This window comes from Paenibacillus sp. FSL H3-0469 (genome assembly GCF_038051945.1).
Classification (GTDB): domain Bacteria; phylum Bacillota; class Bacilli; order Paenibacillales; family Paenibacillaceae; genus Paenibacillus_AQ.
In genome coordinates this window covers 1,104,843-1,117,738 of the sequence record NZ_CP150302.1, presented here as the reverse complement: position 1 = coordinate 1,117,738, position 12,896 = coordinate 1,104,843, and the positions used below count along the sequence as shown (strand labels likewise).

The following is a 12,896-nucleotide window of genomic DNA, read 5'->3' as shown; positions in this document are numbered from 1 at the left end:
GAGGATTGATTTCATGTGGGCTTCATATTTCTCTAAGCGACTGGAATTGAAGCTTAGGAGTGTACCGGATTGGATCTGCCAATCATGAGGTTATTATGCGGACGGTTCAGGTCAGTGGGCTTGCCCAGGCTGTGGGAAATGGCATTACTTCACTGGATAAAGGGCCACTGTTTGAAAGTCTGAGGTGAAATGAGAGAAGTATAGGTCAAGGCCGAAGTCCATCGTTCCGACAGAATCACCAAGCGCAGCAATGAACCTTTAGATTGAATCGAATTTTTGAGCAAGGTTAATATCCTTAAGAACTGCTTCACCAAATTTTTTAATGTCTTTAATGCTGCTGTAATAAGAAAATTCTTTGGCTGAGGAAAAAACCGTGAGCAAAAATACTTCTTTATCAGGTTGTTGTATCCATTTCCATTCAAACGATTCATCATAATGTGAGAAATATCCATCATAAGAATCCATCGGGAAGTTATTGAGCATCTCAATAAATTTGTTTAATGTAAAATTAGTCCATCCTACTTCACTAGTCATGCTGTTTCCATCTTCAGTATTCGATACTATAAATCTACAGCCTTGATCAGGTCTATTATCATAATAAACAAATTTCATATTCAAATACTTATTACTGTTATAATAGTCTTTTAATTTAGCCACATTATAACCTCCGTTTATATTACAAGAACTAAGCAACGTTATAGTAGGTTGGTTCACTGATTCGTAAAACGATCTACTATATCAATGATATTATTACTTCATAGAAATATGTACAAACACAGAAGGCCAGGAAGCTTTTCCTGCCTTCTATTTTTTTGTCATGAATAAACCAAGCCACCATAAATAAGGGGCTAATAGTCCCCACCTGAGCGCGACGGAGTTGTTTTATATTGTGCTGAAGACATACCAAAAAAACAGGCTTCCCAAAAATAGCACAGCCGTCATGCCAAGAAGCACTCCAATAATGACTTTTTCAGATCTGTTATATTTCTTCACAATGATCCCCCGATGTTCTTAGATTATTCTTCAATAGGAACCGAGGACCGGAAGGCATACCATAGTAATCCATAAGCTAATCCGAAATAAAGGAGTATACCGAGTATGGATATGGACAGAAGAATGAGGATAACTTTATTTCCGTTCATACATTTACCTCCTAAATAAAAAAACTCTCCCGATTTTGAGTGTGGGGGAGAGAGTGAAGATGAAGACGGAGCAAAGCCCTTACATCATAATATAAAGGAATTAAAACTCCAAATCAAATCCTTTTACATACTATTCCATATCATATATACTTAACCAGAAGAGAATTCTAGTGGCAGACATGGGAGCGGATGATGAAGAATACATATAAGATTATTCTTTCGCTGATGCTGGTGCTGACGTTGATGGGTCAGGTGGCAGGAGCTGAAGGAGTGGCTGTGCCTGCGGAGACCCAAGAAAGGCTTGTGGAGCAATATGGGCTGGATGCGCCGCCTCTGCCGGTGTGGGATTGGAGCAGTGTTGATGTCGGGGCCAGTGGAATTACAGGTGGGATGCTGTTCGTGTACCGGATGATGTTGAATCCGCTGGGAGTCCTGTTGCAAGTGATGTTGTATATTCTGTAGCTGAGGGGGAAAAGAATGAATTCGCGTTATGATACGCCAAGTCCTGCACGCAGAGTCCGCAGGAGATCGGGCGGTAAGTCGTTACTGGTCCTTATTCTTGTTCTGGTTGTGATGGCTGTTACGAATCCGGGGAAGGAAGCATTCAGTGAGTATTCTGTAAAGAATCTGGAGAATACGCTTGATCAGGAAATAGGAGACGGAATTAGTAAGCTGGTGGCCCAGCCTGTAATTGAGTCTTTGACCAAGAGGGATAACTACATTTTGTTCTCAGTATTCAGTGTACCGGACCTTAAGAATACCAAATTTTTTACCGGGGATGGCGGGGCTACTAAGAAGTATATCGGATTGTTCAAAATCCTTTTTATCAAGCTGTAAATATGGTTTACATATTGTTCCATAACCCGGTATAATTGAATAGATTGTTGGGCTAAATCTATTATCATGGTTGTGGAACAAGGAGGAACGAAGTTGAATACGGCTTATAAAGTACTGTCCAGTGATGCTGATCTATTCGCTGCCGCACTGGCACAGGTACAGGTCTACGTCGTTCAGCTGGTTGATGGCAAACCGCATGTGATTGCTGATTATGCCGGACCTGTACAGAAATGGACACCGGAGTACATAGTGCTGGCCGGAATGACTTATAGACGCGATGAATTTGAATTCCGGGTACGGTTGAACAAAAAGTAAGCAGATTACCTGTCCGCTGCTTGCAGCTCTAACATTACTGCCGAATCACACAAGCTTTGGAGCGATTCTTGGCATCTCTTATACTATCCAAGTGTAAAAGAGGTGTAAAGATGAGCCAAAGAGAACGTAACCGGATTCGCAGAGCCATTAATGTCCTGCTGACACAGCGGGCTGTCCTGCTGGAGAGACTGGAAGAAATCAATGAGAATCTGCGCAGAGTGCCTAGAGGTTCGCGGGCCAGAAGAGAGCTGCTGGCAGCCAGAGAATCGATCCGCGAGGCCATCCGTTTGAATACGGTGGCTATCCGTCTATTGAGAAGTGTGCTGTAGTCTGTATCCGCTCTAATTCATAGGAGTCACAGGAACCCTTGGGCCGCAATCTGGCGTCTCAAGGGTTTTTGTGACGTTCCTATTCCCGGATGGTGACAAGGATACCTATGGGAACAAGGGCGGCCAGGGCGAGTACATCTGCGTTATACATACGAATACAGCCGTGAGAGACCATGTGGCCGATGGAGGATGGGTCATTGGTTCCGTGGATGCCGTAATGCGGCTTGGACAGTCCCATCCAGAAGGCACCGAACGGGCCACCCGGATTGGGCTGCTTGTTAATGATGGTGTATTCGCCTACAGGGGAGACGGTTAACATTTTGCCGATGCCGACAGGGAAGCCTCTGGTGACAACGTCATTATCCAGCAGGTACAGCATGCGCTGTGACAGATCGACGATAATTCGATAATTGGGCATACAGATCAGCACTCCTTTATAACAGGATATGTGCGGAGCGGTACAGCGGTTCACAGAAAAAGTGGCCAAAAAGGAGAATGCAAACATTTGTTCGCGCTCTGCTTTTTGGCCACTTTACGAAATGAAATGAACAGAAAACAGGCTGCTTCGCATGGTGCGGAGCAGCCTGTTCTTAAGCGGGGAGTAGATTAGTGGATATCGCGGAATAATCCGATGACCCGGCCCAAAATCGTAACGCGGTTAAGGCGGAGAGGCTCGTACGCCGGATTCTCCGGCTGCAGCCTGATATGATCCCGTTCCTTGTAGAAGGTCTTGACCGTTGCTTCATCTTCTTCGGTCATCGCTACAACAATATCGCCATTGTCGGCAGTTTGCTGCTGGCGTACGATGACATAATCCCCATTCATAATTCCGGCATCCACCATACTGTCACCAAGGACAGAAAGCATAAATACCTTGTTATCGCCTACATAATGAGCAGGCAACGGGAAGTAATCCTCAATATTCTCTGTTGCAGTAATAGGAACACCAGCTGTAACCTTACCCACTACCGGGATGCGGGTAACGGTCTGGACGAATTGATGCACATTCTCTGAATCTTCCTGGCCGAGCAATTCAATCGCACGCGGCTTCGTAGGGTCACGGCGGATCAGGCCCTTCTTCTCAAGCCGGTCCAAGTGACCATGCACAGTAGAACTGGAGGCCAGGCCGACAGCCTCGCCAATCTCGCGGACAGACGGAGGATAACCCTTGCTGCGGACTTCATTACGTATAAATTCCAGGATCGCCAGCTGACGACTAGAAATCTTTGACATCGGTATCAACCCCATATACTATGTTTGGGAAAATTATAACATAGAACTTCCGTTCGTACAAACATAAGTTCTAAAATGAGGAAAAAACGAGAACGGAAATAAAGAGAACAAACGTTCCGAAAAAACTCTTGTTCGAAACACATGTTCGTGTTATATTATTTTCGAAAGCAAGAACATGTGTTTGGAGGATGATGATCATGTTAAAGTATAGTACCTACAACAGCATCTACAATAATGAGGATATCAAGGTGTCTGCTCCCGGTAATCCAACTGCTCATAGTAATGTAACCAAGGTCAAGGATGCGATTCTTCATAGTCTCACTGTGCTATCATCACTATTCCGTCAGGTCAGCCTGATGAAGATGGTCCTGGTGCTGATGCTTGTCATTTCTGGATTCACTGTAGTGGGCAATGTTTTTGCCGGTTCGGTCTCTTCACTGAAGCCCGATAAGCGGATCGTAGTCGAACGCGGAGATACCTTATGGAGCATTGCGTTAAGTAACAAGCCTGAGGACATGAGGACAGCCGTATATATAGAAGGAATAATGAAGACGAATCATTTGGAGAACAGCGTCATTAAGGCCGGAGATATTCTGACTTTACCTTTATATTGAAGGATTGTGTCAGACTAATGATCGACTCGGAGAGCTTTCAGGGGGTAGACCTTGACAAGCTCTTTTTCTCATGGCAAAGTTAAAATGAATTTAGAGGGAGGGAAACGTATTGAATATTGACGAATTGGTCGCACGCATCAATGAATTGGCACGCAAAGCTAAGAACGGCGGCCTGAATGAAGAGGAACTGGCTGAACGTGCCAAGCTCCGCGAGATTTACCTGGGGAATATCCGCACTAACTTTCGGGCCCAGCTTGATACTATCGAAATTGTGGACAATCCGGAGCATGAAGAGGGCAATAACGGACTTAAGCATTAGCCTGTTGCCTTTTCATAGATAATACAGGATGACTAGGGGGAACTTACATGGCCCGTTCTTGGGAAAGAATGGTTCAACGCAACACGAAGCAAATTAACCAGCAAAGAAAGAAGCAGGGGAAGGACTCTATTTACACTTCCAGCACTAAGACTGCCGCGAAAAGCATCGATATTTTCAAAGGCCGCAATATTGTATTCCCCGTAGTACTGATGCTGCTTGGCATCATGTTCTGGGTGGTCGGCTCGATTGACGAAGCTAAAGGAAGCGGTATTCTGGCCAACTGGCTGGGTGTAGTGCTGTACTTCCTGCTCGCTGCGCTGCTGTTCTTCCGCCGTCCGTTCCTTAAGGTTGAGCGTGCGCGTATCTCTACTATTAAATACAACCGCGAACGTTTCCTGGCTGCGGCGGATATTGAGAAGATCACTTTATCGCGCAGTGTAGTTACCATTAAGTATAAGGGTAAGCGCAAGCAGTGGATTTTCTCCAAGCTGATTAACCGTTATGACACCGCTGCGATGGGGGAACGTCTGGAGCAGTTCGCCAAGAACAACAATATTGAACTAGTGCACGAATAGGAAGACAGACCAGCATATAGGGAGTGGGAGAACTAATGCCGATTACCGCCGTACTATTTGACCTTGACGATACTCTGCTGTGGGATGACCGCAGCGTGGAAGAAGCCTTCCGCTATGCTAGTGAGGCGGCTGGAGATTCCGTTGATCCGCAGGAGCTGGAAGCTGCTGTACGCAGAGAAGCCCGTGCCCTCTATGAATCCTATGAGACATATCCGTTCACCAAGCTAATCGGTATTAACCCATTTGAAGCGCTATGGGCGAATTTCACTGCCGGTGAACAGCCGGAGTTCCGTCAACTGGAACAGCTTGCCCCTGTCTACCGTAAGGAATCCTGGCGCCGCGGCCTCGCCGCACTCGGGGTAGAGGATGAAGCGCTGGCTGCACAGTTGGCTGACAAGTTCGCCGCTGAGCGCCGCAGCCGTCCTTATATCTATGAAGAGACGCTTCAGGTGCTGAACGAGTTGCGCGGTAAGGTCAAGCTGCTGCTGCTGACAAACGGTTGTCCGGCACTTCAGCAGGAGAAGCTGGACGGTGTGCCGGAGCTTACTCCGTATTTTGACCATGTTGTGATTTCGGGAAGCTTCGGCAAAGGCAAGCCGGACAAGGGAATCTTCGAGCATGCGCTCGGACTGCTGGATATTGCTCCAGAGCAAGGGATCATGGTGGGCGATAAGCTTACGACAGATATTCTTGGCGGATTGTCTGCCGGACTGACCACAGTCTGGATCAACCGGAATGCGAAAGCATCGGACCCGGAGATTACGCCGGATTACCAGATCAGCCATCTCTCCGAGCTACTGCCGCTTGTAGACTCCCTATAATTGAATTCTATGAAGCCAGTATCCTATTTAGTGGGTATTGGCTTTTTTATGTAACTGCTATATTGTTTGAACTTGAAAATATACTGTAAAGGGAAAAGTGGCGGAGGAGAATTTTGGAACTGTAGGAGCGTTAGCGTCCGCCTTTGTTACCGGATTTCAACCGCTAGCAGCGGTTTAATTCAAGAAATCTGGGAACAACAGCGGCCGGAGGGCCAAACATTCTTTGGAGTCACGGCAATCCCAATACAAACACTTTGAATCAAAGATATGACTATTCTCATGTTCATGAGTGAATCATGCAGCTTTTTTAAGGCAAATTGAATAAAATGTGTATAATAAGGAGAGCAGCGATCTGACTTTCATTGTAATATAGATTTGATATGTTTCATGCTTGATATGTTTCATGAATGAAGAAGAATCTACCTATGAACCGGGAGGACTTCAGATGATGAAGCCAAGGATGCGCAGGGGACTTATATGTATTGTGATGGGGATGACACTAGCCGGATGCTCGGGGAATAAGGACGATGAGATGCAGATGCAGATGCAGGCGGCGGCCAATTCCTCCATGTCACCGATTAAGGTGGAGCTGAGCTGGACTCCGGAGGAAGTAACCGCAGGAACGGCAATTAGCTTCAAGGCTGTGGTGACACAGGACGGTGAACCGGTAGATGATGCTAGAGAAGTTATGTTTGAGGTAAATGAGTCCACAGATAAGACTAAAAAGATTGAAATCAAGGGTGAAAGTGCCGGAGAAGGGGCTTATGTCGGGGAACATACCTTTGAAGAGGCGGGCGAATTCAGCGTCACTTCACATGTGACTGCCCGGACACAGCATTCCATGCCAAGCAAGAATCTTGTGGTAGCGCCGTAATAGGAATGAAATCAATAGAAATACAAATAATGCAGGGTGGAAAGGAAGGCTTTCCGAAATCCCTTTATTCTGCTAAAATTACTCTAATGTTTCACTGGGGGGATGGAAAGTGGCCAAATACACACTTGCTGAGAGCTTGCAGCAGCGCATATTGATACTGGATGGAGCTATGGGTACCATGATTCAACAGGTGCCGCTCACCGGCGAGGATTTCGGCGGGGATGACCTGGATGGTTGTAATGAAATGCTGGTCCTGACCCGGCCGGAGGTTATTCAGGACATTCATGAGAAATACCTGGAGGCCGGTGCGGATCTGATCGAGACGAATACCTTCGGTGCCACCTCAGTGGTGCTTGCTGAATATGATATTCAGGACCGTGCCCGGGAGATTAACCTTGCGGCCGCGAGACTTGCACGTAATGCCGCTGATAAATATGATACACCTCAGCGCCCGCGTTATGTGGTAGGAGCTATGGGTCCGACCACGAAAACGCTCTCTGTCACCGGGGGAGTCACATTCAAGGAGCTTATAGACAGCTATGAAGAACAGGCGGTTGCGCTGATCGACGGTAAGGTGGATGCACTGCTCCTGGAGACATCCCAGGATACCCTGAACGTGAAGGCTGGAAGCATTGGCATCCGTAACGCCTTCGAGAAGAGCGGAATTACGCTGCCGGTGATGATCTCGGGGACCATTGAGCCTATGGGAACCACACTGGCCGGACAGAATATAGAAGCCTTCTATATTTCACTGGAGCATCTGAAGCCGGTATCTATCGGACTGAACTGTGCCACCGGACCGGAGTTCATGCGTGATCACATCCGTTCGCTCTCCGCGATCTCTTCAGCAGCTGTCAGCTGCTACCCGAATGCGGGTCTGCCGGATGAGAACGGGAATTATCATGAATCCCCGGATTCCTTGGCCCGTAAGCTGGGCGGCTTCGCTGAGAAGGGCTGGCTGAATATTGCCGGCGGCTGCTGCGGAACCACGCCGGAGCATATCCGGGCGATGGCTGAGGTCATGGCAGCCTACCCGCCGCGTAAGCTGGATGGCCAGCATCCTCCGGCTTTGTCGGGGATTGAGCCGGTGTATGTGGAGAGTGAGAACCGTCCATATATGGTCGGTGAACGGACCAATGTCCTTGGTTCCCGGAAGTTTAAGCGTCTAATCGTTGAGGGGAAATATGAGGAAGCTTCGGAGATTGCCCGTGCCCAGGTGAAGAGCGGCGCACAGGTCATTGATGTCTGTGTGCAGGACCCGGACCGGGATGAGACGGAAGATATCATGCGGTTCCTGGAACTGGTGGTGAAGAAGGTCAAGGTGCCGTTAATGATCGATACGACGGACCCGAAGGTCATTGATCTGGCCTTGCAATATTGTCAGGGTAAAGCGATCATTAACTCCATTAACCTTGAAGATGGTGAAGAGAAATTCGAGCATGTTACGCCTTTGATTCATAAATACGGAGCAGCGATTGTTGTAGGCACCATCGACGAGACCGGTCAGGCCATCCTGGCTAAGGACAAGCTGGAGGTTGCCAGACGTTCCTATGATCTGCTGGTCAACAAATACGGTCTGGCCCCCGAGGATCTGATTTTCGATACCCTGGTGTTCCCTGTTGGAACAGGGGATGAGCAGTATATCGGCTCTGCGAAGGAGACGATTGACGGTATCCGTCTGATTAAGGAGGCTATGCCGGCTGTTCACACGATTCTCGGCATCAGCAATGTCTCCTTCGGTCTGCCGGAAGCCGGCCGTGAGGTGCTGAACTCGGTATTCCTGTACGAGTGCACTAAGGCCGGGCTGGATTATGCCATTGTGAACACCGAGAAGGTGGAGCGGTATGCATCGATCCCTGAAGAGGAGCGCAAGCTCGCTGAAGAGCTGATTTATAATACGAATGACGATACCTTGTCTGCGTTCGTAGCAGCTTTTCGCGGCAAAAAGGTGGAGAAGAAGGAGAAGATCTCCAATCTCTCCCTGGAGGAGCGCCTAGCTTCCTATGTGGTAGAAGGCACTAAGGAGGGGCTGATCCCGGATCTGGATGAAGCGCTGAAGACCTCGCCGCCGCTGGAGATCATTAATGGACCGCTGATGGCAGGGATGTCTGAGGTCGGACGGCTGTTCAATAACAATGAATTAATCGTGGCAGAGGTACTCCAGAGTGCGGAGGTCATGAAGGCCTCTGTAAGCCATCTGGAGCAGTTCATGCAGAAGGACGAGACTTCGGTGAAGGGGAGAATCATGCTTGCGACCGTCAAGGGTGATGTGCATGATATCGGCAAAAACCTGGTTGAGATTATTCTCTCCAACAACGGTTATGAGATCGTCAATCTGGGGATCAAGGTTCCGCCAGAGAATATTATTGAGGCCTTCCGCAAGGAAAAGGCCGACGCCATCGGCTTGTCGGGACTGCTGGTGAAGTCGGCGCAGCAGATGGTGCTGACTGCGCAGGATCTGCGGTCCGCCGGTATTGATGTGCCGATTATGGTGGGCGGCGCAGCTCTGACCCGCAAATTCACCAAGACCCGCATCCGTCCCGAATATGACGGTCTCGTCTTATACGCGAAGGATGCCATGGATGGTCTGGATATTGCCAACCGGCTGATGAATCCGCTGGAGCGGGTGAAGATTGAGGAGGAGGTCCGCCTGGAGGCAGAGGCTGCTGTAGCTGTCGCTCCGCAAGCGCCGCTTCCCGAGCTGACCCGTGCGGTCCGCTCCAAGATCTCGGCAGATGCCCCAGTGTTCATCCCGCCTGATCTGGAGCGTCATGTCCTGCGTAATTATCCGCTGGGACATGTGATTCCTTATGTGAATATGCAGATGCTGCTCGGCCATCATCTCGGCCTGCGCGGTTCTGTAGAGGCGCAATTGGCAGCGCGTGACCCGCGTACAGTAGAATTGAAAGAGACTGTGGATGATATTCTGCATCAGGCGATGCTCGAAGGCACGATCGTGCCGCATGCGATGTACCAGTTCTTCCCGGCCCAGTCACGCGGGAATGACATTCTGATCTATGATCCGCAGGATCAGGCTAAGGTGCTGCATACCTTCACCTTCCCGCGCCAGAATGTGGAGCCGCATCTCTGCCTTGCAGACTTCCTGAAGCCAGTGGAGAGCGGAGTCATGGACTATGTGGGCTTCCTGGTGGTTACTGCGGGCCATGGCGTCCGTGAATTATCGACGGTGCTTAAGGATAAGGGAGATTATCTCCGCTCGCATGCTCTGCAGGCAGTCGCTCTTGAGGTCGCAGAAGGTCTGGCTGAACGTGTCCATCATATGATGCGCGACACCTGGGGGTTCCCGGACCCGGCAGATATGACCATGAAGCAAAGACACGGCGCACGTTACCAGGGGATCCGGGTATCCTTCGGCTACCCGGCCTGCCCGGATCTGGAGGATCAGGGGCCTTTGTTCAAGCTCCTGAAGCCTGAGGATATTGGCGTGCAGCTTACTGAGGGCTTCATGATGGAACCGGAGGCTTCGGTCTCGGCAATGGTCTTTGCCCACCCGGAAGCGCAGTATTTCAATGTGGAGAAGCTCTAAGCCTTCCGCAGATTAACCGGCCGGAAGGGGCTTTGCCCCGACTTTTCGGAACCTCCCGTTACCGGGAGGTTTTTTGCTGCAAATATAAGAATGTATATGTTCACGATATACGGCAAAGCCGATTCCACTTGAAAAGATGCTTTTGCAGCCAAAACAGAGTAGAATTCTTGTCATAAGAACGGTCAAGATCTCAAAAAATAATAAAGACATCAGGGAGAGAGAGAGGAGGGGCATAATGGAAATCTATTTTCTCGGAACGAATGCCGGGGTGCCGACGCTGCAGCGCAATGTGACGTCGGTTGCACTCCGGCTGCTTGAAGAACGGCGCACCTTCTGGATGTTCGACTGCGGGGAAGGGACACAGCATCAGGTGCTGCGCTCGCCGCTGCGGCTGGGCAAGCTGGAGAAGCTGTTTATCACCCATCTGCACGGTGATCATCTGTTTGGATTGCCCGGACTCATTTCCAGCAGGGGCTACCAGGGCGGGACTTCACCGCTTACGGTGTACGGACCTCCCGGGCTCAAGGCCTATCTGGACATATCGCTGTCCGTCAGCCAGTCCCGCATTCCATATAAGCTGGAGATTGTGGAGCACAGCGGCGGGGTGATTTTTGAGGATGAGACCTTTAAGGTGGAAGCGGGACTGCTGGAGCACCGGATTGACAGCTATGGTTACCGGGTTACAGAGAAGGACAGCCCGGGTAACCTGAATACAGTGTTGTTGAAGAGCTATGGACTGAAGCCGGGACCGCTGTATGGCCGGTTAAAAAAGGGCGAGGATATCACTACCGATGAAGGCGTGCTGATCCGGGCGGCTGAGGTGATTCATGCGCCTAAGCGCGGACGTATCGTAGTTATTCTGGGAGATACCCGGCCTTGTGCGGGGTCACTGCCGCTGGCGCAGGATGCCGATCTGATTATTCATGAGGCCACGTTTGCCCATGAACTGGCGGATATGGCTCATCAATATCATCACAGTACGGCACAGCAGGCTGCGGAACTGGCAAGGGAGGCAGGCGGGGCTGAGCTGCTGCTGACCCATTTCAGCTCGCGTTACACTTCGCAGGAGGAGCTCGCTCCGCTGCTGAAGGAAGCGCAGGAGATCTTCCCGAATACACTGCTGGCGGAGGAATTCTGCACCTTCCCGGTCTACCGGAGAACACCGGGAAATGACGCTGCGGACTGAATTATTTTCCGGGAAAGCGCAGGAAATGACAGGGCTGTGCCAAAAATAGCCGGGGGCTGCAGGAGTTCGCTAGCGTTCGACGAAGAACGTTAAATTTAAAGTAAAACCTAAGGAATAAGCGTACGAAGCAGTAGAGAAAATGCCGAAACAAAGCGGTTAAAAATCGCAGGCAGGCGGGCAATAAATCCATTCGCAGCGCGCTTCCATGAGAAGCTGCCGCTGCTCTGAAATATAGTTCATAGGATTAATAATATATAGGATGAATCACTTAGCTCGAGTTAACAGGAGGACTTATGAACAATATCGGAGGCTTGTTAATTGATCTGGACGGCACCTTGTATCATGGCGGAAGAATGATTCCCGGGGCCCAGCGGCTGATCGCGGCGCTTCGGGCAGCGGAGATTCCGTTCCTGTATGTGACGAACAATTCTTCAAGAACACCAGCCAGTGTAGCTGAACATTTACGCGGAATGGGTATTGAAGCAAGACCTGAGGAGGTCTGCACTTCATCCCTGGCTGCGGCCCGTTATATTGCCGGAGAATCTCCTGGAGCAACCGTGGCGATACTTGGAGAAGAGGGGCTGGTGGAAGCCTGCACGGAGGCAGGGCTAACCCTGGTCACCGAGCATCCGCAGGTTGTCGTGCAGGGGATCGACCGTTCTTTTACATACGAAGCTCTGGCCCGTGCCTCGCGCTGGATCCGGGAAGGGGCGAGATTCGTCCTGACCAATCCCGACCTGATGCTCCCATCCGATGATGGAGTGATGCCTGGTGCCGGTACGATAGGTGCAGCTATTGAAGCAGCCAGCGGGGTAGCGCCTGTGGTCATTGGCAAACCCGAAACGCACCTGGTGACGTATGCGACATCTCTGCTCGGCATCAAGCCGGAGGATGCGGTGATGGTGGGCGACAATATGAGAACGGATATTTTGGCGGGGGCTAATGCAGGCTGCCGGACTGTGCTGGTGCTAACGGGACTTACCACCAGGGATAATCTGGAGCATTACCAGCAGCTGACCGGAGTCAAGCCTGATGAAATTTGTGCTGATTTAGCTGAACTTATGGTACTGCTCGGTGTATAATGACAAAGGTGACCTTTTGACC

15 protein-coding genes are annotated in these 12,896 nt (G+C 49.9%); 12 read left to right on the top strand and 3 right to left on the bottom strand.

What is annotated here, in order from left to right; all coding sequences use genetic code 11:
- Positions 1–258: 258 nt before the first annotated feature.
- Entirely contained in the window at positions 259–657 is a 399-nt protein-coding gene (locus NSS83_RS04800; RefSeq protein WP_341185500.1) for a hypothetical protein, read from the bottom strand.
- 674 nt (positions 658–1,331) lie between these two features.
- Between NSS83_RS04800 and NSS83_RS04795 the strand changes: the two genes are divergently transcribed.
- The 4 genes from NSS83_RS04795 (at position 1,332) to NSS83_RS04780 (ending at position 2,623) form a co-directional block, all read left to right on the top strand.
- A complete protein-coding gene (locus NSS83_RS04795; RefSeq protein ID WP_341347788.1) occupies positions 1,332–1,604 on the top strand; it encodes a hypothetical protein in 273 nt (90 codons plus the stop codon).
- A 15-nt stretch (positions 1,605–1,619) separates the two neighbouring features.
- On the top strand, positions 1,620–1,979 hold the full coding sequence (locus NSS83_RS04790; RefSeq protein ID WP_341347787.1) for a hypothetical protein: 360 nt from the start codon (positions 1,620–1,622) through the stop codon (positions 1,977–1,979).
- 93 nt (positions 1,980–2,072) lie between these two features.
- On the top strand, positions 2,073–2,294 hold the full coding sequence (locus tag NSS83_RS04785; protein ID WP_036695469.1) for a hypothetical protein: 222 nt from the start codon (positions 2,073–2,075) through the stop codon (positions 2,292–2,294).
- A 110-nt stretch (positions 2,295–2,404) separates the two neighbouring features.
- Positions 2,405–2,623, top strand: coding sequence for a hypothetical protein (locus NSS83_RS04780; RefSeq protein WP_036695468.1), 219 nt, complete (start codon positions 2,405–2,407; stop codon positions 2,621–2,623).
- A gap of 79 nt (positions 2,624–2,702) precedes the next feature.
- On the opposite strand, the gene NSS83_RS04775 is transcribed toward NSS83_RS04780, so the two are convergent.
- Both NSS83_RS04775 and lexA read right to left on the bottom strand, forming a co-directional pair.
- The gene (locus NSS83_RS04775; protein ID WP_341347786.1) at positions 2,703–3,041 is read right to left on the bottom strand and encodes a L,D-transpeptidase; all 339 of its coding nucleotides are present in this window, start codon (positions 3,039–3,041) and stop codon (positions 2,703–2,705) included.
- Between the two features lie 188 nt (positions 3,042–3,229).
- Complete coding sequence (gene lexA, locus NSS83_RS04770; protein ID WP_036695466.1) at positions 3,230–3,856, bottom strand: transcriptional repressor LexA; 627 nt, start codon at positions 3,854–3,856, stop codon at positions 3,230–3,232.
- Between the two features lie 197 nt (positions 3,857–4,053).
- On the opposite strand from lexA, the gene NSS83_RS04765 reads away from it, so the two are divergent.
- From NSS83_RS04765 to NSS83_RS04730, 8 genes are all read left to right on the top strand, one after another.
- Complete coding sequence (locus NSS83_RS04765; protein ID WP_341347785.1) at positions 4,054–4,470, top strand: LysM peptidoglycan-binding domain-containing protein; 417 nt, start codon at positions 4,054–4,056, stop codon at positions 4,468–4,470.
- A 109-nt stretch (positions 4,471–4,579) separates the two neighbouring features.
- Positions 4,580–4,789 carry a DUF896 domain-containing protein gene (locus NSS83_RS04760; protein WP_036695465.1) on the top strand — a complete coding sequence of 70 codons (210 nt, stop codon included), beginning with the start codon at positions 4,580–4,582 and terminating at the stop codon, positions 4,787–4,789.
- Positions 4,790–4,836: 47 nt separating this feature from the next.
- Complete coding sequence (locus tag NSS83_RS04755; RefSeq protein ID WP_036695464.1) at positions 4,837–5,364, top strand: hypothetical protein; 528 nt, start codon at positions 4,837–4,839, stop codon at positions 5,362–5,364.
- A gap of 35 nt (positions 5,365–5,399) precedes the next feature.
- Complete coding sequence (locus tag NSS83_RS04750; protein ID WP_341347784.1) at positions 5,400–6,185, top strand: HAD-IA family hydrolase; 786 nt, start codon at positions 5,400–5,402, stop codon at positions 6,183–6,185.
- Positions 6,186–6,630: 445 nt separating this feature from the next.
- On the top strand, positions 6,631–7,059 hold the full coding sequence (locus NSS83_RS04745) for a FixH family protein (protein ID WP_341347783.1): 429 nt from the start codon (positions 6,631–6,633) through the stop codon (positions 7,057–7,059).
- 109 nt (positions 7,060–7,168) lie between these two features.
- Positions 7,169–10,606, top strand: coding sequence for a methionine synthase (gene metH, locus NSS83_RS04740; protein ID WP_341347782.1), 3,438 nt, complete (start codon positions 7,169–7,171; stop codon positions 10,604–10,606).
- Positions 10,607–10,841: 235 nt separating this feature from the next.
- Positions 10,842–11,792 carry a ribonuclease Z gene (gene rnz / locus NSS83_RS04735; RefSeq protein ID WP_341185508.1) on the top strand — a complete coding sequence of 317 codons (951 nt, stop codon included), beginning with the start codon at positions 10,842–10,844 and terminating at the stop codon, positions 11,790–11,792.
- Positions 11,793–12,085: 293 nt separating this feature from the next.
- Positions 12,086–12,874 carry a TIGR01457 family HAD-type hydrolase gene (locus NSS83_RS04730; protein ID WP_341185509.1) on the top strand — a complete coding sequence of 263 codons (789 nt, stop codon included), beginning with the start codon at positions 12,086–12,088 and terminating at the stop codon, positions 12,872–12,874.
- Positions 12,875–12,896 lie beyond the last annotated feature (22 nt).